The 22,313-nt window shown below is 59.9% G+C and carries 17 protein-coding genes; 8 read left to right on the forward strand and 9 right to left on the reverse strand.

Translation table 11 applies throughout. From position 1 onward, the window contains the following. The first annotated feature begins 58 nt into the window (after nt 1–58). The 7 genes from fbaB to ENTMO_RS0117340 all read left to right on the forward strand — a co-directional run bounded on the left by fbaB (nt 59) and on the right by ENTMO_RS0117340 (nt 7,810). On the forward strand, nt 59–1,111 hold the full coding sequence (gene fbaB, locus ENTMO_RS0117310; RefSeq protein ID WP_010433688.1) for a class I fructose-bisphosphate aldolase: 1,053 nt from the start codon (nt 59–61) through the stop codon (nt 1,109–1,111). Nucleotides 1,112–1,454: 343 nt separating this feature from the next. Next, on the forward strand, nt 1,455–2,609 hold the full coding sequence (locus tag ENTMO_RS0117315; protein ID WP_010433690.1) for a mandelate racemase family protein: 1,155 nt from the start codon (nt 1,455–1,457) through the stop codon (nt 2,607–2,609). Nucleotides 2,610–2,642: 33 nt separating this feature from the next. Then, nucleotides 2,643–4,259: an ABC transporter substrate-binding protein gene (locus ENTMO_RS0117320; RefSeq protein ID WP_010433693.1), complete on the forward strand. Its 1,617-nt coding sequence runs from the start codon at nt 2,643–2,645 to the stop codon at nt 4,257–4,259. Next, nucleotides 4,256–5,293, forward strand: a complete 1,038-nt coding sequence (locus ENTMO_RS0117325) for an ABC transporter permease (RefSeq protein WP_010433695.1) — start codon at nt 4,256–4,258, stop codon at nt 5,291–5,293. Before ENTMO_RS0117320 ends, ENTMO_RS0117325 begins: the two co-directional genes overlap by 4 nt. Continuing rightward, nucleotides 5,290–6,195 (forward strand): ABC transporter permease, encoded by a 906-nt coding sequence (locus ENTMO_RS0117330; protein ID WP_010433697.1) that lies wholly within the window; start codon nt 5,290–5,292, stop codon nt 6,193–6,195. The genes ENTMO_RS0117325 and ENTMO_RS0117330 overlap by 4 nt, the downstream gene beginning before the upstream one ends. Further along, nucleotides 6,167–7,027, forward strand: a complete 861-nt coding sequence (locus ENTMO_RS0117335) for an ABC transporter ATP-binding protein (protein ID WP_010433699.1) — start codon at nt 6,167–6,169, stop codon at nt 7,025–7,027. The genes ENTMO_RS0117330 and ENTMO_RS0117335 overlap by 29 nt, the downstream gene beginning before the upstream one ends. A gap of 9 nt (nt 7,028–7,036) precedes the next feature. Beyond that, a complete protein-coding gene (locus tag ENTMO_RS0117340; RefSeq protein ID WP_010433701.1) occupies nt 7,037–7,810 on the forward strand; it encodes an ABC transporter ATP-binding protein in 774 nt (257 codons plus the stop codon). Nucleotides 7,811–7,881: 71 nt separating this feature from the next. Here the strand turns inward: ENTMO_RS0117340 and yegS are convergent, their stop codons facing one another. Next, nucleotides 7,882–8,781: a lipid kinase YegS gene (gene yegS, locus ENTMO_RS0117345; protein ID WP_010433703.1), complete on the reverse strand. Its 900-nt coding sequence runs from the start codon at nt 8,779–8,781 to the stop codon at nt 7,882–7,884. A 141-nt stretch (nt 8,782–8,922) separates the two neighbouring features. On the opposite strand from yegS, the gene ENTMO_RS0117350 reads away from it, so the two are divergent. Further along, nucleotides 8,923–9,423 carry a 2-thiouracil desulfurase family protein gene (locus tag ENTMO_RS0117350; RefSeq protein ID WP_010433706.1) on the forward strand — a complete coding sequence of 167 codons (501 nt, stop codon included), beginning with the start codon at nt 8,923–8,925 and terminating at the stop codon, nt 9,421–9,423. A 162-nt stretch (nt 9,424–9,585) separates the two neighbouring features. Here ENTMO_RS0117350 and trhP read toward each other — a convergent pair whose 3' ends face one another. The 8 genes from trhP to ENTMO_RS24275 all read right to left on the reverse strand — a co-directional run. After that, a complete protein-coding gene (gene trhP, locus ENTMO_RS0117355; protein WP_010433709.1) occupies nt 9,586–10,947 on the reverse strand; it encodes a prephenate-dependent tRNA uridine(34) hydroxylase TrhP in 1,362 nt (453 codons plus the stop codon). Between the two features lie 154 nt (nt 10,948–11,101). Then, complete coding sequence (locus ENTMO_RS0117360; RefSeq protein ID WP_010433711.1) at nt 11,102–11,434, reverse strand: YegP family protein; 333 nt, start codon at nt 11,432–11,434, stop codon at nt 11,102–11,104. Between the two features lie 134 nt (nt 11,435–11,568). Further along, complete coding sequence (baeR, locus tag ENTMO_RS0117365) at nt 11,569–12,291, reverse strand: envelope stress response regulator BaeR (RefSeq protein WP_010433713.1); 723 nt, start codon at nt 12,289–12,291, stop codon at nt 11,569–11,571. After that, the gene (gene baeS, locus ENTMO_RS0117370) at nt 12,288–13,691 is read right to left on the reverse strand and encodes an envelope stress sensor histidine kinase BaeS (RefSeq protein WP_010433715.1); all 1,404 of its coding nucleotides are present in this window, start codon (nt 13,689–13,691) and stop codon (nt 12,288–12,290) included. Before baeS ends, baeR begins: the two co-directional genes overlap by 4 nt. Then, complete coding sequence (mdtD, locus tag ENTMO_RS0117375; protein WP_010433717.1) at nt 13,688–15,103, reverse strand: MFS transporter; 1,416 nt, start codon at nt 15,101–15,103, stop codon at nt 13,688–13,690. Before mdtD ends, baeS begins: the two co-directional genes overlap by 4 nt. Then, nucleotides 15,104–18,181: a multidrug efflux RND transporter permease subunit MdtC gene (mdtC, locus tag ENTMO_RS0117380; protein WP_010433719.1), complete on the reverse strand. Its 3,078-nt coding sequence runs from the start codon at nt 18,179–18,181 to the stop codon at nt 15,104–15,106. It abuts the gene before it with no gap. Continuing rightward, a complete protein-coding gene (locus tag ENTMO_RS0117385; RefSeq protein ID WP_010433721.1) occupies nt 18,182–21,304 on the reverse strand; it encodes an MdtB/MuxB family multidrug efflux RND transporter permease subunit in 3,123 nt (1,040 codons plus the stop codon). Further along, a partial coding sequence (locus ENTMO_RS24275) for an MdtA/MuxA family multidrug efflux RND transporter periplasmic adaptor subunit (RefSeq protein ID WP_010433724.1) occupies nt 21,304–22,313 on the reverse strand: 1,010 nt, incomplete at its 5' end. The genes ENTMO_RS24275 and ENTMO_RS0117385, both read right to left, overlap by 1 nt.

The raw sequence follows: 22,313 nt of genomic DNA on the forward strand, positions 1-22,313 counted from the left end.
AAAATGTGGGTTTGGATCACACGCTCCGACTCGACGTCGGACTTACGGGAGCATCACTATGACTGATATTGCGCAGTTGCTTGGCAAAGACGCCGACAGCCTCTTACAGCATCGTTGTATGACCATTCCAGCCGACCAGCTCTACCTGCCCGGCCACGACTACGTGGACCGCGTGATGGTGGACAACAACCGTCCGCCTGCCGTGCTGCGAAACATGCAGACGCTCTATAACACCGGGCGACTGGGCGGCACCGGATATCTCTCTATTCTGCCGGTGGACCAGGGCGTTGAGCACTCTGCTGGTGCCTCCTTCGCGGCGAATCCGCTCTATTTCGATCCGAAGAACATTGTCGAACTGGCGATTGAGGCGGGCTGTAACTGCGTGGCATCAACCTACGGCGTGCTGGCCTCCGTCTCGCGTCGCTATGCCCACCGCATTCCGTTCCTCGTCAAACTGAACCATAACGAAACCCTGAGCTACCCGACGGAATATGACCAGACCCTGTACGCCAGCGTGGAGCAGGCATTCAATATGGGGGCGGTGGCAGTGGGAGCGACCATTTACTTTGGCTCTGAACAGTCTCGTCGTCAGATTGAAGAGATCTCTGCCGCCTTCGAACGCGCGCACGAGCTGGGGATGGTGACGGTGCTATGGGCGTATCTGCGAAACAACGCGTTCAAAAAAGACGGCGTGGACTACCACGTGTCAGCCGATCTGACCGGCCAGGCGAACCATCTGGCGGCGACCATCGGCGCGGATATCGTGAAGCAAAAAATGGCCGAGAACAACGGCGGCTATAAGGCGGTGAACTTCGGCTATACCGATGATCGTGTTTACAGCAAACTGACCAGCGATAACCCGATCGATCTCGTGCGCTACCAGCTGGCGAACTGCTATATGGGCCGTGCAGGGCTGATCAACTCCGGCGGGGCGGCAGGCGGTGATACTGACCTGTCAGACGCGGTGCGTACGGCGGTGATCAACAAACGCGCGGGCGGCATGGGGCTGATCCTGGGCCGTAAGGCGTTTAAGAAAACCATGGCCGACGGCGTGAAGCTGATTAATGCGGTTCAGGACGTCTATCTGGACAGTAAAGTGACGATTGCTTAAGACATTATTTCTCCCTCTCCTTCCGGGAGAGGGCCGGGGTGAGGGCCTCAGGCCACTCAGCCGCTAATGCCGGGCGGCACGTTGTTTGCCCGGCCTACAGCCTGAATCTGCTTTATATTTGAAATGCTATTTCATTTCTCCAGAACCCCTCTCCCGATCCACCTCACACTTCCCCCTTCTTTTGTGAAAACTGTCACTCCTTCCTGTGCATATGCACAAAAAATGGTCAGCGCTTAGCGGGATCTGTCTAAGGCAGGGGACGAATTTTGCGCTTAAAGTTAGTTTCGAAACAGCTTTTCAAAATTCGAATCGCGCTGAACCTCTGTCGTCTTAAGGACTGATAATGAAAATTGAATCTGTAAACGTCACCGTCTTCCAGTACCCGACGCGTCGGGTTTCCGACGCTGCCGGGCATTCGCATCCGGGGCCTGAGAGCATGGCTAAAATGGCGATGCTTTCTATTACGGCAGACGATGGCACCAAAGGGTATTCCTTCGCGCCGCCGGAAGTGGTGCGCCCCTTTGTGGTCAACACCTTCTTTCGCAAGGTGCTGGTCGGCCAGGACGCGTTCTACCGCGAGCGCATCTGGCAGGATCTGGCGCACTGGCAGCGCGGTAGCGCGCATCAGTTGACCGAGCGCGCGCTGGGCTTCGTCGAACAGGCGCTGTGGGATCTGATTGGCCGCAAGCTCAACATGCCGGTCTGGAAGCTGCTGGGCGGCTATCGCGACAAGGTCCCGGCCTACGGCAGCACCATGTGCGGTGACGATCTGCCGGGGGGGCTATCCACGCCGGACGAGTACGCCCGCTTTGCCGAGACGCTGGTGTCGCGCGGGTACAAGGCCATCAAGCTGCATACCTGGATGCCGCCGGTCTCCTTTGCCCCCAACCCGAAGATGGACGTCAAAGCCTGCGCCGCCGTGCGTGAAGCGGTTGGCCCGGATATCGATCTCATGATCGACGGCTACCACTGGTACAGCCGCACCGAGGCGCTGTACATCGGCAAGGAGCTTGAAAAACTCAACTTCGCCTGGTTCGAAGAGCCGATGGAGGAGGAGAGCATGGCCTCCTACGCCTGGCTGGCGGAAAACCTGTCGATCCCGATTATCGGCCCGGAAAGCCTGGGCGGAAAACACCACAGCCGCGCGGACTGGATCAAAGCCGGGGCGTGCGACATCCTGCGCGCGGGCGCCAACGGTGTGGGCGGCATCTCTCCGACGCTGAAGGTGGCTAACCTGGCGGAAGCCTTCGGGATGGATTGCGAAGTACACGGCAACGGCGCGGCGAGCCTGGCGGTGATTGGCGCCATTAAAAACTGCCGTTGGTACGAGCGCGGCCTGCTGCACCCGTTCCTCGACTACGACAAACCGGCGGCGTACCTCAACAGCCTGGTCGACCCGATGGACGAGCACGGCATGGTCAGCCTGCCGAGCCGCCCGGGACTGGGCGAAGACATTACTTTTGCATATATCGAAGCCAATACCGTCAGCCACGACTGACAGATAAAAACGTACCCTACAGGCGATATATACATGAAACGATCTCCTTTAGCCGGGGCGTGCTTGCTCGCGCTCTCGCTGATGATGGGGAGCGGTGCGGCGGTCGCAAAAACGCCGCCCGACCAGCTCATCATCGGCATGAATATGAACAACCTCCTGCCCCTCGACCCGGCGGCAATGACCGGTAACGAAGTGGTCGGCATTGTGGTCAATCTCTATGATTCGCTGGTGGAGCTGGATCCGAACGAACTCACCAACGTCAGGCCCGCGCTGGCAAAGTCATGGGATATTTCGCCGGACCGTCAAACCCTGACCTTCCATCTGCGCGATGACGTGAAGTTTCACTCCGGCAACCCGCTCACGGCGGAGGACGTGGTCTGGTCGATGCGCCGCCTGCTGCACCTCAACCTTGCGCAGGCGTCGGTGTGGAAATCCTACGGATTTTCAAAGAAAAACATCGATAGCCACATTAGCGCACCCGATGCGAACACGGTGCAGATTGTCCTGCCAAAGGCCAACGACCCGCAGCTGGTGATTTACTCCCTTGGCGCGCTCGGCAACCTCGGCGTGCTCGACAGCAAAACGGTGCAGCAGCATGCGGTCAACAACGACTGGGGCAACCGCTGGCTGACCACCAACGAAGCCGGTTCCGGCCCGTTTATGCTGGAGACCTGGCAGGCGAAGGACGTGCTGCGCATGCAGCGTAACCCGCACTACTGGCGCGACGCGCCGAAGATGAGCCGCGTGGTGCTGCGCCATTTCCAGGAGTCGCAAACCCTGCGTCTGATGATTGAAAAGGGTGACCTCGACATTGCCAACAATATGGCGGTGGCGGACATCAACGCCCTGCGTAAAGACCCCCAGCTCACCGTAGAAGCCGTGCAAAAAGGCACGGTCTACTACGTGGCGATGAGCATGAAGGAGGCCCATTTCGCTAACCCGAAGGTGCGCGAAGCGGTGCGCTACCTGATTGACTATCAGGGCATCAATAAAGCGCTCATGCCGGGCTACGGTGTGTTGCATCAGCGTCCCATCAAGGCGGGTATGCCATCAACGCTGCCGGACCCGGGCTATAAGCTCGATATCCCTCGTGCCAAAAAACTGCTGGCAGAGGCGGGTTATCCGGATGGATTTGATACGACCCTGAGGGTGCTGGCGGATCAGCCGTTCCTGAATATTGCCATTGCGGTGCAGTCGACGCTGATGCAGGCGGGGATTAACGCCAAAATCATCACCGGCACCGGGAACCAGATCTACGGCGCAATGCGCGAGCGCAGGTTCGACATGCTGGTCGGGCGCGGGGGCAGCGGGGTAGAGCCACATCCGCACTCCAGCTTGCGCGCGCTGGTCTATAACCCGGACAACAGTGACGAAGCCCGGCTGACCAATTTCCAGGGCTGGCGCACCAGTTTTTACGATAAGCCGCTCAACGAGATGATCGACAAGGCCCTGCTGGAGCGCGCTCCGAAGAAACAGGTCGCCGACTACCAGCAGATCCAGGTGCGCTACGACGCGCTGATCCCGGCGATGATCCCCCTGTCGCAGATGGTGGATTCGGTGGTGGTGCGTAACGAGGTGAAGAACTTTCAGTCGCACCCGTCGGCCACGACCTTCCTGCGCGACGTCTACAAAACCGGAGGTGAAAAATGAGCGTGGCGATTTTCGCGCCCGGCTCCCGGGCCCGGCGCTTCTCAACGCGACTCACGCAGGTGCTGATAACGCTGTTCGGCCTGCTGCTGCTGACCTTTTTCATCGGTCGCGTGATGCCCGTCGACCCGGTGCTGGCGATTGTTGGCCCGGATGCCGACCACAGCACCTACCAGCAGGTCTATCACCAGCTGGGGTTCGATAAATCTCTGCTGACGCAGTTCGGCATTTACCTCAGTAACCTTCTGCACGGCGATCTGGGGAACGCGCTGCTGACGGGCAAACCGGTGACCGCCGATATCCTGCGCGTTTTCCCGGCGACGCTTGAGCTGGCGACGATGGCGATAATCGTTGGTGCGGGCTTAGGCATCCCGCTGGGAGTGCTTGCGGCGGCGCGTCGCAACAGCGTTTCCGACTACGTGGTGCGCATCATCAGCCTCGCGGGTTACTCCACGCCCATTTTCTGGGTCGGGATGATGGGGCTGCTGCTGTTCTACGCCTGGCTTGGCTGGGTGGGGGGCGCGGGACGTCTGGATCTCGGACTGGAGGGTTTAGTCCCACGCCGCACCGGACTGATGACGGTGGATGCGCTGCTGGCCGGGAACGGCGCGGTGTTCTGGAACGCCGTTAACCATCTGGTTTTACCGGCCTCGCTGCTCGGCTTTCACTCTCTGGCCTACATCAGCCGCATGACCCGCAGCTTTATGCTGGCGCAGCTGTCGCAGGAGTTCATCATCACCGCGCGAGTAAAAGGCTTAACCGAGCGTCAGGTGATCTGGAATCACGCGTTTCGCAATATCCTCGTACAACTGCTGACGGTGGTGGCGCTGGCCTACGGCTCGCTGCTGGAAGGGGCGGTGCTGATTGAGACCGTCTTCTCCTGGCCGGGCTTCGGCTCGTACCTCACCGGCAGCCTGCTGCTCGGGGACATGAACGCGGTCATGGGCTGCGTGCTGCTGGTGGGGGTTATCTTCGTGATGCTCAACCTGCTCTCCGACATGCTGTATCAACTCTTTGACCCGAGGACGAAATCATGACCGTTTCTCCGGATACGCCGCTGGGGGCAGGGCCGTCAGAAAGCCGCCAGCGTATCAAGCGTACGCTGGGCCGTGCCGCCGGTTTTGTCGGCAAGATGGCGCGCAACCCGCTCACCGCCATCGGCGGCGGGATTATCATGCTGCTGCTGATTGTGGCGGCCTTCGCGCCGCTGATCGCGCCATACAATCCGCTGGTACAGGACCTTAATAACGCGCTGGTCGCCCCGAACGCGCAGCACTGGTTCGGCACCGACGAGTTTGGCCGCGACATCTTCAGCCGCCTGGTGTACGGCTCGCGCATCACGCTCTATATCGTGCTGCTGGTCTCCGTGACCGTCGGCCCGCTGGGGCTGCTGCTGGGGGTGACCGCAGGTTATTTCGGCGGCAAGGTGGATGCCGTGCTGATGCGCGTGACCGATATCTTTATCTCCTTCCCGAGCCTGGTGCTGGCGCTGGCGTTTGTGGCGGCGCTGGGGCCGGGGCTGGAGCACGTCGTCATTGCCATTACGCTTACCGCCTGGCCGCCGATAGCCCGTCTGGCGCGTGCCGAAACGCTCTCCCTGCGTCAGGCCGATTTTATCTCCGCCGTGCGTCTGCAGGGGGCGTCATCGGTGCGCGTGCTGTGGCGCCACATTGTGCCGCTGTGCCTGCCGTCGGTGATTATCCGTATCACCATGAACATGGCGGGGATCATTCTCACCGCTGCCGGATTGGGCTTCCTCGGCCTTGGCGCACAGCCGCCGGAGCCGGAGTGGGGTGCAATGATCTCCAGCGGTCGCACCTACATGATGGAGTGCTGGTGGGTAGTGACTATTCCGGGGCTGGCGATCCTGATCAACAGCCTGGCGTTCAACTTCTTAGGAGATGGCCTACGTGACATCCTCGATCCTCGCAGCGAATAACCCGCTGCTCGACGTGCGCGACCTCCATGTCGATTTCATCAACGGCGGCGCAGTAACCCACGCGGTGCGCGGCGTCTCTTTCCAGCTCGGACGCGAAAAGCTGGCGATTGTCGGCGAGTCCGGCTCCGGCAAATCCACCGTTGGGCGGGCGCTGCTGCGCCTGCATCCGGCCAAAGCGCAAATCAGCGCTTCGCGGATGCAGTTTGGCGATGTCGATTTACACTCTGTCAGCGAGGCGCAGATGCGCGGCATTCGCGGCAAGCGTATCTCGATGATCATGCAGGACCCGAAATACTCGCTTAACCCGGTGGTTTGCGTGGGTGATCAAATTGCCGAAGCCTGGCTGACCCATCATCCGGGGCGCAAGGCGGAAGCGAAAGCCAAAGTGCTGGAAATGCTCGACGTGGTGCGCATTCGCCAGCCCGGGCGGGTGTATCACCTCTATCCGCACGAGATTTCCGGCGGGCAGGGGCAGCGCATCATGATCGCCATGATGCTGATCACCGACCCGGAGCTGGTGATTGCCGACGAACCGACCTCGGCGCTGGACGTGTCGGTGCGTTTACAGGTGCTCGGCCTGCTCGACGACCTGGTGCAGTCCCGTGGGCTCGGGCTGATCTTTATCAGCCACGACATCAACCTGGTGCGCAGCTTCTGCGACCGGGTGCTGGTGATGTACGCCGGGCGCGTGGTGGAGTCGATTGCCGCGAAGGATCTGCACAACGCGAAGCATCCGTACACGCAGGGTTTAATCAGCGCGCTGCCTGAAATCAACCATCGCCGTCCGACGCTGCCGGTATTACAGCGTCAGGCCAGCCGGCTCACCGAGTAAGGAGCAGAGATGATCGAGATTAACCACCTCAACCTGGCGTTCGGCGAAGGCGAGAAGCGCAATCAGGTACTGGACGATGTGAATATCAGCGTGAAAGAGGGTGAGATTTATGGCCTGGTGGGGGAGTCCGGTTCGGGCAAAACCACGGTGCTGAAATGTCTGGCCGGGCTGTTTACCCACTGGGACGGTGAGCTGGCGATTGGCGGCAGGCCGTTGGAAAAGCGCATCAGCCGGGAACGGTGCCGTCGGGTGCAGATGGTGTTTCAGGACCCGTACGGCTCGCTGCATCCGCGCCACACTATCGGGGATATTCTGGAGGAGCCGCTGCAGATCCACGGCATAATGGATCGCGACAGACGTATTCATACGTTGCTGGATAAGGTGGGGTTAAACCGGGCCTTTCGCGACCGTTATCCGCACCAGCTTTCCGGCGGCCAGCGCCAGCGCGTGGCGATTGCCAGAGCGCTGATTCTGGAGCCGCAGGTGCTGCTGCTGGATGAGCCGACCTCGGCGCTGGACGTCTCCGTGCAGGCGGAAATCCTCAACCTGCTGGCGGAGCTTCAGCGTGAGTCAAATTTGACCTACCTGATGGTAACGCACGATCTGGGCGTGATTGCCCACCTGTGCCAGAAGGTGGCGGTGATGCAGTACGGCAAAATCCTCGAAAGCCTGACCGTCGACGCGCTGGTGGCCGGACAGGCCAAAACCGACTATACGCGGATGCTGGTCAACGCCAGCCAGCAGTATTCCCGCGAGATGGCGCGAGAGGTGGCGGTGTATTAGGGGGGCGGTCTGGTGCCCTCACCCCGACCCTCTCCCACAGGGAGAGGGAGAATGACAGCCCCGACAAAACCTCAGCGCAAAAGTGCACAGTCCGGCGGCAAACGGCACTGCAGCGCACCGGGTAACACCTCAATGCGGAACTGCGTCCCGCTCAGCGGTTCTCCGTCGAGGTTAAAGGTCATCCCGTGTGGGGCATTCACTTCAAACCATGCCGATTTCCCGGCGATGATATTTGGACTCTCTTCCGGTTGCGTCAGCGTGGTGAACAGCGCAGGTAGCAGGCCGTCACCGGTGAAAATCCGCAGCTGGAGCTGGCCGTCGTTGATCAACGCTTCCGGGCAAAGCTGTTGTCCGCCGCCCGCCTGACGCCCGTTGCCGATGCCAATCACCAGCGCGTCGCCCTGCCAGTGGAAGTTCTCACCGTGGATTTCACAGCGGTCGGGCTTCAGCGTGTCCATGCGCATCAGGCCGTGGATCAGGTATGACACGCCGCCCAGCGCCGCCTTTAGCTTTTCCGGCGTTTCGCTGGTAATGCGCGTACCGAAGCCGCCCGTCGCCATATTGATAAAGCAGGTTTTATCATTCACCTGTGCAATGTCTACGGCGGTCGCTTTACCCAGAATTGCCAGCTGTAGCGCTTTCCCGAAGTCTTCTGGGATCCCGGCACTGGTGGCAAAATCATTAGCCGTTCCAAGCGGCAAAATCCCCATCACCGGGCGGTCTGTCGTCGACAGGTCGATAAGCGCGGAGGCGATCTCATTGATGGTGCCATCTCCGCCGCCGGAAATAATGGTTTTGACGCCCAGTCGGATGCCTTCATCGATGTACCGTGCCGCGTCGCCTTTTTCAAACGTCACCCGCACGTGAATGCGCGCACCGTCTTCCCGTAATTCGGTAATGGCCTGGCGAAGCACATCGTTGCCCGCACTTTTGCCGTTGAGAATCAATAAACTGTCTGGATAGGTTGCCATCCGCGCTGCTCCCTTTTTTAGCGTTAGTTAGAGTGTATAGCAGAGAGGAAAAAAGCGGGTAAGAACACGATGAAAGGGACAAAAAAGGCAAGAAAGCGCGTTACAATTCAGCGATGAGATTCATGTAATCACAGAAAAGCGATGATAAATAAAATTCTGGTAAGCGCATGTTTGATGGGCTTCAAAGTCCGTTATAACGGTAGTGAAAAATCCCGAATGAACGCGCAACTCGCTCGTTGGCAACAGGAAGAACGTTTGGTTATCCACTGTCCAGAGCTTGCTGCCGGATTGCCTGTACCCCGTCCACCGGCAGAGATTATCTCTGCTGACGGTAAAGACGTGATGCATGGGCAAGCCAGGATAATCGAAAATACAGGGCTGGATGTGACTGAGCAATACCAGCTTGCAGCCTGGCTCGCGCTGCGTACCGCTCTGGAATCAGGCTGTAGCGCCGCGTTGTTAACTGACGGCAGCCCAACGTGCGGCAGCCAGATTATTTATGACGGTTCTTTCAGCGGTATACGCAAGACGGGCATGGGGGTTGCGGCATCGCTGCTCGCAGAACATGGCATCGCGGTGTTTTCAGAGGAGCAAATCGCCGAACTTATCGCCTGGATTGAGGAAAGAGAAGGCAAAAAATAAGCCCACGTAAGGGAGATTACGCGGGCTAAGGAGGTGGTTCCTGGTACAGCTAGCATTTATGGGTTATGTTTTTCAGCGCTGGGGATAATACCCGTATTGAACGAAGCGGTATGTGATCCGATTCTAAGAATTATCCCGATATGAAAAAATCCCGCTGATTGACTATTTGCTGTGCGGATTACGGGTGTTTTCACCTTCAAAATTACGCATCAGCAGTGCGAACTCCAGCTCGACCTCTTCAGGAACCGGCAGCCAGACGACGTGTCCGTCGCCCGGTGCGACGTCAATCGCTTCACCCTTTTTGTTTTCCAGATGCTCCAGACGGAAGTTCATGTTGCCCTGCGGGGTCATGAGCTCCAGGCTGTCGCCTTTGGTGAATTTGTTTTTCACCGCCACGGCCGCCAGCGCGCCTTTGCGCTCGCCGGTGAAATCGCCGACAAACTGCTGGCGCTCAGAAATGGAGTAGCCGTGCTCGTAGTTCTGATAATCATCGTGGGTATGACGGCGCAGGAAGCCTTCGGTGTAGCCGCGATGCGCCAGACCTTCCAGCGTCTCCAGCAGGGTGGTATCGAAAGGTTTACCGGCAGCGGCATCGTCGATAGCCTTGCGGTACACCTGCGCGGTGCGTGCGCAGTAGTAGTAGGACTTGGTGCGGCCTTCGATTTTCAGGGAGTGCACGCCCATCTGGGTCAGACGCTCGACGTGCGCGATGGCGCGCAGGTCTTTGGAGTTCATGATGTAGGTGCCGTGTTCGTCTTCAAAGGCGGTCATGTACTCGCCCGGACGCTTGGCTTCTTCAATCATAAACACACTGTCGGTTGGCGCGCCGACGCCCAGCGTTGGCTCAACGTTGGTCACCGGGATCGGCTCGTGCTTGTGCACGATGTTGCCGATGTCATCCTCTTTGCCTTCCTGGACGTTATATTCCCAGCGGCAGGCGTTGGTGCAGGTGCCCTGGTTCGGGTCGCGCTTGTTGATATAGCCAGACAGCAGGCAGCGGCCGGAGTAGGCCATGCACAGCGCACCGTGGACGAAAATCTCGATTTCCATATCCGGCACCTGGGTGCGGATCTCTTCAATCTCTTCGAGGGAAAGCTCGCGAGACAGAATGACGCGGGTTAGCCCCATCTGCTTCCAGAACTTCACCGTCGCCCAGTTGACGGCGTTGGCCTGCACGGAGAGGTGAATATCCATCTCCGGGAAGTGCTCCCGAACCAGCATGATTAAACCCGGGTCCGACATGATCAGCGCGTCCGGCCCCATCTCCACGACCGGCTTTAGATCGCGGATGAACGTTTTCAGCTTGGCGTTGTGCGGCGCGATGTTCACCACCACGTAGAATTTTTTGCCCAGGGCATGCGCTTCGTTGATGCCGAGCTGCAGGTTCTCGTGGTTGAATTCGTTGTTGCGCACGCGCAGCGAGTAGCGCGGCTGGCCCGCGTATACCGCATCGGCACCATAGGCGAAAGCGTAACGCATATTTTGCAGCGTTCCCGCCGGGGAAAGGAGTTCCGGTTTAAACATGATTGTTCTCGTTCTGATGACAGGTCAGATCCGCGTGCACCTGGTGCAGCGGTAAGGGGAGATCCCCCACTTTAAGGGCGGGCATTGTAGCGCTGTGGGGCAGGGAGGTAAAGCGCCGGGTCGCGTCACCGCGCTCCCGGCGTGCTTCGTGCCGTCAGGTGTTGTCTTTTACCGTCTGGGCAGACCCGTTGGTTTTGACCGAGGCTATGCCCTTATCACGCGATTGTTCCGTTGCATAAAGCTGGCTGCTGCCAATCACCTGATGGTTGCCCGCCTTTAGATTGAAATGGAACTTCCCGTTCGAGGCCGTTTTCTTATCAAAGCGTTCGTCCAGGGGGCTGTTTGTGCGTACGGAAGCAATGCCGTTTTCAGCCGCGCTTTTGCTGGTATAAAGCTCGCTGGTGAGAATGATCTCACCGTTGCCAGCTTTCAGCACAAACCTGAACTGACCATCACTGCTTTTACTTAATTCGAACCAACCAGACATAGGTACTCCTTTATCGAAGGTAAAATTATCAGCACCAGTTATAAATAAGCGAACCGGTAAAAAGAGTATGGTTGATTCATGGATTGATTCCAGAAAAGAAAAACCCGCCAGAGGCGGGTTTCAGAGGGGATATGTTACACAATCCTGCAGGCATCCGCTTCCCAGCGATACCCCACGCCATACACCGCGCGAATGAACGACTGGTCGGCATCCAGCGCCTCCAGCTTGCGGCGCAGGTTTTTAATATGGCTGTCGATGGTGCGGTCGGTCACGACGCGGTAGTCGTCATACAGGTGGTTCAGCAGCTGTTCGCGGGAGAACACTTTTCCCGGCTCGTGGGAGAGGGTTTTCAGCAGGCGGAATTCCGCAGGCGTCAGGTCCAGCAGCTTGCTGCGCCAGCTTGCCTGGAAGCGGCTTTCGTCGACAATCAGCGGGCTTTCGGCGTCGAGCACCTGAAGCTCGCGCTGCGGCTTGCAGCGGCGCAGAATGGTTTTCACGCGGGCGACCACTTCACGCGGGCTGTAAGGTTTGCAGATATAATCGTCCGCGCCTATTTCAAGTCCCAGCAGGCGGTCGATTTCTTCTATTTTGGCGGTCACCATCACGATGGGCACGTCGGAGAAACGACGAATTTCACGGCACAGGGTCAGGCCGTCCGTACCCGGCAGCATCAGGTCAAGCAGGATCAGGTCCGGCGGCGTCTGGCGTACGTAGGGCAACACCCGATCGCCATGGTTAATCAGCGACGGGGCATAGCTTGCCGCGCGTAAATAGTCGATCAGTAACTGCCCAAGCTTAGGCTCGTCTTCCACAATCAAAATCCGTGGCGTGTTTTCGTCAATCGGTAACTCGGTCATGCTTCTCTCGATAAATCCCGTTCCAGAGGTAACTCTACTGTAATGCTAACCCCGCCAAAAGGCGAATGGGCGGCGCGGAGGGTGCCGTTGTGGGCTTCGACGATGTTGACGCAAATCGCCAGCCCCAGCCCGGAGCCGCCGCTGGCGCGGTTACGCGATCCTTCAGTGCGATAAAACCGCTCAAACAGTCTCTCCAGCTGCGCATCCTGCACGCCGGGGGCGGAATCCGCGAAGGTGAGGGCGAAGCGTCCGTTTTCCTGTCTGCCGGAAATATGCAGCCCGCCGCCGCTGTCAGTGTAGCGCAGGCTGTTTTCCAGCAGGTTGTTGAACAGCTGCATCAGTCTGTCTTTATCGCCAAATACCACCGCGCTGTCCGGCAGGGAGAGGTCGATTTTCAGGTTGCGGCTGGCAAAGCGCTCGCGGAAGGCGCCGCTGATCACTTCCAGAATGTTAATCACGTCGACCGGCGCTTTCTGGTAGGCCAGCGCGCCTTCGTCGGACATGGAGAGCTGATGCAGGTCGTCCACCAGCTTGGTCAGCGTACCCACTTCCGCCTGCAGCGAGGCCACGGATTCGGGCGTAAACTGACGCACGCCGTCCTGAATCGCCTCCAGCTCGCCGCGCAGCACCGCCAGCGGGGTGCGCAGCTCGTGGGAAATATCGGCCATAAAGTCGCGGCGCATCTGCTGGTTCTTCTCCAGCGTGCTGGCGAGCTGGTTAAAGTCCTGCGCCAGCTTGCCCAGTTCGTCCTGGCTGCGGGTGTCGACGCGGGTGGTAAAGTCCCCGGCGGCCAGCCTGTGCGTGCCTTCCACCAGCCGTTTCACCGGGGCGAGCAAACCGCGCGCCAGCGGGAAGGTGGCGAGCGCGGCGAGCAGCGTCGACAGGGCGACAATCAGCCAGCTGGTCTGACGCTGCTGACGGTCAAAGTTAATATCGGTATTGCGCGTCAGGCGTTCCACCGGCGAGGCGATCACCCAGCCCACCGTGGCGCCGTTAGCGGTGATGGCGCGCCGCGTGCCGTCCGGCGGTATCGGTGCGCGCGGCCCAACCAGCGTGCGCATGTCCTGGTCTATCACCCAAAACTGGGTGCGCCAGCCGTGTGGCGGCATGCCCGGGCCCGGGCGGTCGTCGTCATTATCGTGCTCCAGGGAGCGCAGGACCTGGAAGATAAATCGGTCATTATTGCGCAGGAACCGCCAGTTGCCGTGCTGCGTATACTGCTCGCCCAGCGCATCGCTTAACCCCTGCAGGCGCTGTTCGTTGCCATGTTTGATATAGTCAATAAACCCGCGCTCAAAGCTGACCCGCACCGCCCAGTGCATGGTGATCAGCAGGACGATACAGGTGGCAAAAATCGCCACAAAGAGTTTGCCGGTAATACCCGGACGCCAGAATTTCATGGTGCACTCCTTTTGCCGCGTCGGATCACGACGTTCTTAGTGGTGTCATTCGGGACTCTGGCGAAGATGACGGCGGGCAGGGCGATAATCACCGCCATGCTGAGATAGGTATATAAAAAGACCTGATGCGCAACGGGCGTGTCCACGCTGAGATGGTGCTGCCCGTACATGCCGAGCAGTAAGCCCGCAATGGTCACGCCGACGCTCATGGAAAGCTGCATGACCATCGACAGCAGGCTGTTGCCGCTGCTCGCCAGCTCGTCCGGCAGATCTTTCAGCGTCAGGGTGTTCATCGACGAGAAGCGCATGGAGTTGATGATCCCCTGGCAAAACAGCACCAGCGGCAGGACGTAATACCAGCCCATCAGCGCCACGGCCATAAACAACAGGCTTACCAGCGCCAGCCCCAGCGTGGCGGCGACCAGCACGTGGCGGTAGCCAAAGCGGTTCACCACCTGCACCACGATACGCTTCATCCCCATGCTGCCGAGCACCATCGGGATCATCATCAGGCCCGCGTGGAACGGCGAAAAACCCATGCCAATTTGCAGAAACACGGGCGTCATAAACGGCAGCATCCCGCTGCCAATACGCCCGGCAAAGCTGCCGAACAGACCAAGACGGTAGGTGGGGTTTTTAAACAGATTCAGGCTGAACAGCGCCTTGTCATTCTCGCGAGCGTGCCACAGATACCACAGAATGGCGGTGATGCCGATAACGACCAGCATCCCCAGCGTCAGGGACGAAATGCCCAGCCCCTTTTGCCCGTCGAGCGCCAGCGTGAGCGTGGCCATGCCCGCCGCCAGCAGGATAAAGCCGAAGAAATCAAAGCGCCGCGTCTGCATTTTGTAGTTCGGCATCAGCGTCAGGGTGGGGATGGCGCCGATGATGCCAACCGGCAGGTTGATTAAGAAAATCCAGTGCCAGGAGGCGTACTCCACCAGAATCCCGCCCAGCGCAGGGCCCAGCAGCGGCCCCACCTGACCGGGTAACGTCACAAAGGTCATCGCCGCCATATACTGCTCGCGCGGCACAATCTTCATCACCGTTAGCCGCCCGACCGGCACCATCATCGCGCCACCGACGCCCTGCAGCACCCGCGCCATCACCAGCTGGTCGAGGGTGTTGGCCTGGGCGCAAAACAGCGATCCGGTGGTAAACAGCACGATGGCGGTAAAAAAGATATTGCGCACGCCCACTTTGTCCGCCAGCCAGCCGCTGGCAGGCAGCATGACCGCTACCGTCAGCACGTAGGAGACAATCACCATATGCATGTGCAGCGGGCTCTCACCCAGGCTTTTCGCCATCGAGGGGAGGGCCGTATTAACGATGGTCGTATCCAGCGACTGCATAAAGAAGCCGAACGCGACTATCCACAGCTGCCAGCGAACGTTATTGGGGAGGTCGGTCATTTACTCGGTCACCGTGGTTCTCTTTTTACGTGAAAAGCGCAGCCGCAGGCGGTCAAAGAACAGATAGACAACCGGCGTGGTGTACAGCGTCAGCAGCTGGCTCATTACCAGCCCGCCGACAATGGTGATCCCCAGCGGCTGACGCAGTTCAGAGCCGTCGCCGCCCGAAATCACCAGCGGCAGCGCGCCAAACAGCGCCGCCAGGGTGGTCATCATGATCGGACGAAAACGCAGCAGGCAGGCCTGGAAGATCGCCTCCTCCGGCGACAGGTTGCCGTTGCGCTGGGCGTCCAGCGCGAAGTCGACCATCATGATGGCGTTTTTCTTCACAATACCGATTAACAGCATAATCCCGATGAGCGCGATGAGGCTGAACGGCGCGCCGAACAGCTCCAGCGCCAGCAGTGCCCCCACGCCCGCCGACGGTAGCGTCGAGAGAATGGTCAGCGGGTGAACGTAGCTCTCATACAGAACGCCCAGCACAATATAAACCGTAGCAATCGCCGCCAGAATCAAAATTACCTGCGAGTTCATCGTCTCCTGGAACACCTGCGCCGTGCCTGCAAAGCTGCCGCGCACGGTGGACGGTACGCCAAGCTGCGTCATGGCGCGGTTGATAGCATCGCTGGCCTCTGAGAGCGACGAGCCGGTTGGCAGGTTAAACGAAATGGTCGAGGCCGCCGAAAGGCCCTGATGGTTAACCGACAGCGGCGCATTTGACGGCTGCCAGCTGGCGAAGTACGACAGCGGGATGGCCTTGCCGTCGCTGTTGATGACAAACATCTTGTCCAGCGCGCTGATGTCCTGGGTGTAGCGCGGGTCAACCTCCATCACCACCTTGTACTGATTCATCGGCTGATAGATGGTAGAAATCTCGCGCTGACCAAAAGCGTTGTTCAGCAGGCTGTTAGCCGCTGCCACGTCAATGCCCAGCCGCGACATGGTTTCGCGGTCGTAGGTGAGCGCCATCTCCGCGCCGTTGTCCTGCTGATCCGAGTTGACGTCCGCCAGCGCCGGCAGGGCGGCCAGCGCTTTACGGATCTTCGGCTCCCACTCGCGCAGGGCGGCTAAATCATCCGAGAGCAGAGTGTACTGATAGCTGGCGTTGGCCTGACGACCGCCGACGCGGATATCCTGAACGGCCATCAAAAACAGATTCGCGCCCGGCTCTTTGGCGAGCTTCACGCGCAGGCGGTCAATCACCTGCTGCGCGGTAAGATTTCGCTCGTCGCGGGGCTTGAGGGTAATAAACATCATCCCGCTGTTGACGCGCGACCCGCCGGTAAAGCCGGTGACGTTATCTACCGCCGGGTCTTCACGAATGATCTTCATAAAGTCCTGCAGCTTGCCGCGCATCGCCTGGAACGAAATGCTCTGGTCGGCCTGAATACCGCCCATCAGCACCCCGGTATCCTGCTCCGGGAAGAAGGTTTTCGGGATGGTGATATACATCCAGACGTTCAGGCCAATGGTGGCGATAAGCACCAGCCCGACCAGACGTGTATGGTTTAGCACCCACTTCAGCGATGTACCGTAGCCTTCCTGCATCGCCATCAGGACACGACCAAAGCCTTTACGGCGCGGCTGGGTGTGGGGCTTGCTGCTCTTGAGCATCCAGCCGCACATCATCGGCGTGAGCGTGAGCGAGATAACCAGCGAGATACCTATCGCCACGGAGAGCGTGACGGCAAACTCGCGCAGTAATCTGCCCGGCAGCCCGCCCATCAGCAGCAGCGGCAGGAACACCGCCACCAGCGACAGGCTCATGGAGAGCACGGTAAAACCAACCTCGCGCGTCCCTTGCAGCGCCGCCTGCAGCGGCTTCACGCCCGCTTCCAGATGGCGGGAGATATTCTCCAGCACCACGATGGCGTCATCCACCACGAAGCCGGTGGCAATCGTCAGTGCCATCAGCGACAGGTTGTTAAGGCTAAAGCCGCACAGGTACATGGCGGCAAAGGTGCCAATCAGCGAGACCGGCACCGCCACCGCCGGGATCAGCGTCGCACGGCCTGAGCGCAGGAACAGGAACACCACCAGGATCACCAGCGCCACGGAGATGATCAGCGTCTGCTCCACCTCTTCAAGCGAGGCGCGAATGGTCGGGGAGCGATCCTGCGCAATCTGCAGATCGATGGCCGCCGGAATGGTCTCCTGCAGCTCCGGCAAGCGCTCGCGGATGCTATTGACCGTCTGGATGATGTTGGCTTCCGGCAGCTTGCGGATCATCAGCAGGATCGCCGGTTTGGCGTTGGTCATCCCGGCGTTACGCACGTCCTGCACCGAATCGGTGACGCTGGCAACGTCGCTTAAGCGCACCGCCGCGCCGTTGTTGTAGTGAATAATCAGCGGCTGGTATTCCGCGGCGGTTTTCAGCTCGTCATTGGTCTGGAGCTGCCAGCGGTGGCTGCCGTCCTCAATCGCCCCCTGCGGTTTGCGCACGTTGGCATTGCTGATGGCGGAACGCACGTCGTCCAGCGACACTCCCTGATTAAACAGCGCCTGCGGGTTCAGCCCCACGCGCACGGCAGGCAGGGAGCTGCCGCCGACGTCAACGTCACCCACGCCGTCAATCTGGGCGATGGTCTGCGCCAGCTGCGTAGAGGCGAAGTCGTACAGTTGACCCTGCGAGTAGGTGTCCGAGGTGAGCGTCAGGATCATGATCGGCGCGTCCGACGGGTTGGCTTTACGATAGGTCGGTCGGCTCGGCATACCGCTCGGAAGCAGGCTTTGTGCGGCGTTGATCGCTGCCTGCACGTCGCGGGCGGCACCGTTAATATCCCGGTCGAAGCTGAATTCCAGAATAATGCGCGTGCTGCCCAGCGAGCTGCTGGAGGTCATCTCGTTGACCCCTGCAATGCGCCCGAGCGAACGCTCCAGCGGTGTGGCGACCGACGAGGCCATGGTTTCCGGCGACGCGCCGGGCAGCGAGGCGCTGACCATGATCACCGGGAAATCCACCTGCGGCAGCGGGGCCACCGGCAGCAGCCGGAAGCCGAGCACACCGCACAGGGTGATGGCGACGGAGAGTAAAATTGTCGCCACCGGGCGGTAAATGAAGAGGGCGAAAAACTTCACTTACGCCTCCTCTTCACGTTTCGGGAAGCGGCTTTTCGCCCACAGCGCCAGGCGGTCAAACAGCAGGTAGATCACCGGCGTGGTAAAAAGCGTCAGCACCTGGCTGACCAGCAGACCGCCAACCATGCCGATCCCCAGCGGGCGGCGCAGCTCAGCACCGACGCCGGTGCTGAGCATCAGCGGCAGCGCGCCCAGCAGGGCGGCGAGGGTCGTCATCAGGATCGGACGAAAACGCAGCAGACAGGCCTGGAAGATGGCATCACGTGGCGACATCCCCTGCTCGCGCTCGGCGGCCAGGGCGAAGTCGATCATCATGATGGCGTTTTTCTTCACAATACCGATAAGCAGGATAATGCCGATAATAGCAATGACGTCCAGCTCGCTGCCCGCCAGCATCAGCGCCAGCAGCGCCCCCACGCCTGCGGTCGGCAGGGTAGAGAGGATGGTGATCGGGTGAATAAAGCTTTCGTACAGCACGCCGAGCACGATGTACATCGCGACCACCGCCGCGACGATCAGCCAGACGGTGTTACCCAGCGCGGCCTGGAACGCCAGCGTGCTCCCCTGGAACTGGGTCTGAATGTCAGACGGGAAGCTGAGTTCTTTTTCGGCGCTCAGAATGGACTCTACCGCTTCGCCCAGTGAGTATCCGTCCGGCACGTTAAACGAAATGGTGGTGGACGGGAACTGATCCAGGTGGTTGATCGACAGCGGGGTATAGCGCTCCTCCACGCTGGCAATGGCGCTTAACGGCACGATCCCGCCGTCTTTGCTGGTCAGGCGCACCGAGTCCAGCGCGGCGAGGCCCGGCGTGTTATCCGTGTTGTGCTCCAGCACCACGCGATACTGGTTCGCCTGGGTGTAGATGGTGGAAATCAGGCGCTGACCAAAGGCGTTATAGAGCGCGTTGTCCACGTCCGCCATGGTAATGCCCAGACGGCTGGCGGTATCGCGGTTGACGTTCACGTAGGCCGCCAGCCCTTTGTCCTGCCAGTCGCTGCTGACGTCCGCGAGCTGCGGCAGCGCTTTCAGTTTATCCACCAGCTGCGGCACCCAGGTGCTGAGGGCATCGAGCGTGGTCGCCTGTAGGGTGAACTGATACTGCGTGCGGCTCACCTGGGTATCGATGGTTAAATCCTGAATGGGCTGCAGGTAAAGCGCAATGCCCGGCACCCGCGCGACGGCGTTTTGCAGACGCTCGATGACAGCGTTGACGCGGTCGTCGCGATCATCCAGCGGCTTGAGGTTGATCTGCAGACGCGCGCTGTTGAGCGACGGGTTGGTGCCATCCACCCCCACGTAGGCGGTCAGGCTCTCCACCGCCGGATCTTTCATGATGATTTCAGACACCTGCTGCTGGCGTTGCGCCATATTGGCGAATGAGACCGACTGCGGCGCCTGAAGCGTGCCCTGAATAATGCCGTTGTCCTGGATCGGGAAGAAGCCTTTCGGAATGAAAATCCACAGCATCACGCTGAGCGCCAGGGTACCCAGCGCCACGCCGAGCGTTGCCCACGGATGGTTCAGGACTTTCGCCAGCATGCGACCGTAAGCGGCAATGATCCGGTCAAACATGCGCTCGGAGGCGCGTGAGAAGCGGTTTTGTTTGCGCAGCGATTCGTGGCTCAGCATGCGGGCGCACATCATCGGCGTCAGGGTCAGCGAGACCACGGCGGAGATCAAAATGGCGACCGCCAGCGTCACGGCAAACTCGCGGAACAGACGCCCGACGATATCACCCATAAACAGCAGCGGGATCAGCACCGCAATCAGCGAGAAAGTCAGCGAGATAATGGTAAAGCCGATTTCGCCCGCGCCCTTCAGCGCGGCGGCTAAGGGCTTCTCACCTTTTTCGATATAGCGCGAAATGTTCTCGATAACGACGATGGCGTCATCCACCACGAACCCGGTGGCAATGGTCAGTGCCATCAGCGTCAGGTTGTTGATCGAAAAATCGAGGAACACCATCACCGCGAAGGTGCCGACCAGCGAGAGCGGCACGGCGACGGCGGGGATAATGGTTGCCGGGACGTTGCGCAGGAACAGGTAGATGATCATGACGACCAGCGCAATCGCCAGCATTAGCTCAAACTGGGTGTCGGTAACCGACGCGCGAATGTTGGTGGTGCGGTCGGAAAGTACCTTCACGCTGACCGATTTCGGCAGGCTTTCGATCAGCTGCGGCAGCATGGTGCGAATGCTGTCGGCGGTGTCGATGATGTTCGCGCCAGGCTGGCGCTGCACGTTCATCACGATCGCCTGCTGCTTGTTGGCCCACGCCCCCAGCCAGCTGTTTTCCGCCCCTTGCTCTACGGTCGCCACGTCGCCCAGACGGATCGGTGCACCGTTCTGGTAGGCTACAATGAGCTGACGGTATTCATCGGCAGACTGCATCTGGTCGTTGGCGGAAAGCGTTACGGCGCGGGTTGGGCCGTCCAGCGAGCCTTTCGCCGAGTTGACGTTAGCATTGCTGATGGCGGTGCGGATGGTTTCGCTGGTCAGGCCCAGCGCGGCAATGGCCTGCGCGTTCAGCTTCACGCGAACGGCCGGGCGCTGGCCGCCTGCCAGCGTAACGAGGCCCACGCCCGAGACCTGCGAAATTTTCTGCGCCACGCGTGTTTCAACCATGTCTTCCACCTGCGTCATCGGCATGGCGGAGGAGGTGACGGCGAGCGTCATGATCGGCGGATCCGCCGGGTTCACCTTGCTGTAGACCGGCGGGTTAGGCAGGTCAGACGGCAGCAGGTTGGTGGCGGCGTTGATGGCGGCCTGTACCTCCTGCTCGGCGACGTCCAGCGAGAGCGTCAGCTGGAACTGCAGCGTCACGATGGATGCCCCACCGGAGCTTTGCGAGGACATCTGCTTCAGGCCAGACATCTGCCCAAACTGGCGCTCCAGCGGTGCGGTAATGGCGGACGTCACCACGTCCGGGCTGGCACCCGGATAGAGCGTTACCCCCTGAATGGTTGGATAATCCACTTCCGGCAGCGCCGACACGGGCAAGAAGCGGTAACCGATAATCCCGGCCAGCAGGATCGCCACCATCAACAGCGTGGTGGCGACAGGTCGCAAAATAAACAGGCGTGAAGGCCCACCTGTAGAGCCTGGTGGCATCACCTGCATCAGGCTTTCGCTCCCTGTTTCGCCGGTTCAACCACTTCCACTTTCGCACCTTCGGTCAGGCGGTCGATGCCGTCTGTCACCACGCGGTCGCCAGCGGAAAGCCCGGCGGCGATCACCACCGTCTGGCTGTCCTGAATCCCGGTTTTCACCAGATGTTTACTGACTTTATTGTCGCTGTTCAGTACCCAGACGAAGTTACCTTCGTTACCCATCTGCAGCGCAGCCGTTGGGATCACCACCGCGTTCTCTTCGGTCGCGACCAGCATTCGCGCATTGACGAACTGGTTCGGGAAGAGAGCATCGTCCTGGTTGTTAAAGCGCGCCTTCAGCTTGATGGTGCCGGTCGTTTTGTCGATCTGGTTATCCAGGCTGAGCAGAGTACCTTCGCTCAGCTTCTGCTTGTTGGTGCGGTCCCAGGCTTCCACGACCAGCCCCTTTCCGGCTTTTTGCGCCTGCACCACGGTGGCAATTTCGCTTTCCGGCAGGGTAAAGACCAAATCGATAGGGTGAGTCTGGGTGATGACTACGATGCCCGTGGTGTCGCCGCTGGAGATCTGGTTGCCGATATCGACCTGTTTCAGGCCCACGCGTCCGTCAATCGGCGCGGTAATGCGGCTCCAGTCCAGCTGCAGCTGTGCGCTGGCGACGGCGGCTTCGTCGGCTTTGAGGGTGCCCTGCGTTTCGCTGACCAGCGACTGCTGGGTGTCCAGCTCCTGACGTGACACGAGGTTGGTTTTCACCAGCTGCTGGTAGCGCGCTAAATCGCGGCGAGCGTTGGCGAGGGTAGCTTTGTCTTTCGCGAGCTGGCCCTGCGCCTGGGCGAGGGCAACCTTGAACTGGCTCGGGTCGATTTCCGCCAGTAAATCACCCGCTTTGACCTGCTGTCCTTCCTGGAAGTGAATGGCCTGAAGCTGGCCGTCGACGCGGCTGCGCACCGTCACGGTGTTGGCGGCGGTAATGGTCCCGAGGCCGGTAAGATAGCGAGGAACGGCCTTGTTTACCGCCGTTG

Origin of the sequence: Enterobacter mori LMG 25706 (assembly GCF_000211415.1) — a bacterium.
Classification (GTDB): Bacteria; Pseudomonadota; Gammaproteobacteria; order Enterobacterales; family Enterobacteriaceae; genus Enterobacter; species Enterobacter mori.

Coding starts and splice junctions, on each gene's coding strand:
- fbaB (WP_010433688.1), top strand. CDS start 59: ATGACTGATATTGCGCAGTTGCTTGGCAAAGACGCCGACAGCCTCTTA.
- ENTMO_RS0117315 (WP_010433690.1), top strand. CDS start 1,455: ATGAAAATTGAATCTGTAAACGTCACCGTCTTCCAGTACCCGACGCGT.
- ENTMO_RS0117320 (WP_010433693.1), top strand. CDS start 2,643: ATGAAACGATCTCCTTTAGCCGGGGCGTGCTTGCTCGCGCTCTCGCTG.
- ENTMO_RS0117325 (WP_010433695.1), top strand. CDS start 4,256: ATGAGCGTGGCGATTTTCGCGCCCGGCTCCCGGGCCCGGCGCTTCTCA.
- ENTMO_RS0117330 (WP_010433697.1), top strand. CDS start 5,290: ATGACCGTTTCTCCGGATACGCCGCTGGGGGCAGGGCCGTCAGAAAGC.
- ENTMO_RS0117340 (WP_010433701.1), top strand. CDS start 7,037: ATGATCGAGATTAACCACCTCAACCTGGCGTTCGGCGAAGGCGAGAAG.
- yegS (WP_010433703.1), bottom strand. CDS start 8,781: ATGGCAACCTATCCAGACAGTTTATTGATTCTCAACGGCAAAAGTGCG.
- ENTMO_RS0117350 (WP_010433706.1), top strand. CDS start 8,923: ATGATAAATAAAATTCTGGTAAGCGCATGTTTGATGGGCTTCAAAGTC.
- trhP (WP_010433709.1), bottom strand. CDS start 10,947: ATGTTTAAACCGGAACTCCTTTCCCCGGCGGGAACGCTGCAAAATATG.
- ENTMO_RS0117360 (WP_010433711.1), bottom strand. CDS start 11,434: ATGTCTGGTTGGTTCGAATTAAGTAAAAGCAGTGATGGTCAGTTCAGG.
- baeR (WP_010433713.1), bottom strand. CDS start 12,291: ATGACCGAGTTACCGATTGACGAAAACACGCCACGGATTTTGATTGTG.
- baeS (WP_010433715.1), bottom strand. CDS start 13,691: ATGAAATTCTGGCGTCCGGGTATTACCGGCAAACTCTTTGTGGCGATT.
- mdtD (WP_010433717.1), bottom strand. CDS start 15,103: ATGACCGACCTCCCCAATAACGTTCGCTGGCAGCTGTGGATAGTCGCG.
- ENTMO_RS0117385 (WP_010433721.1), bottom strand. CDS start 21,304: ATGCAGGTGATGCCACCAGGCTCTACAGGTGGGCCTTCACGCCTGTTT.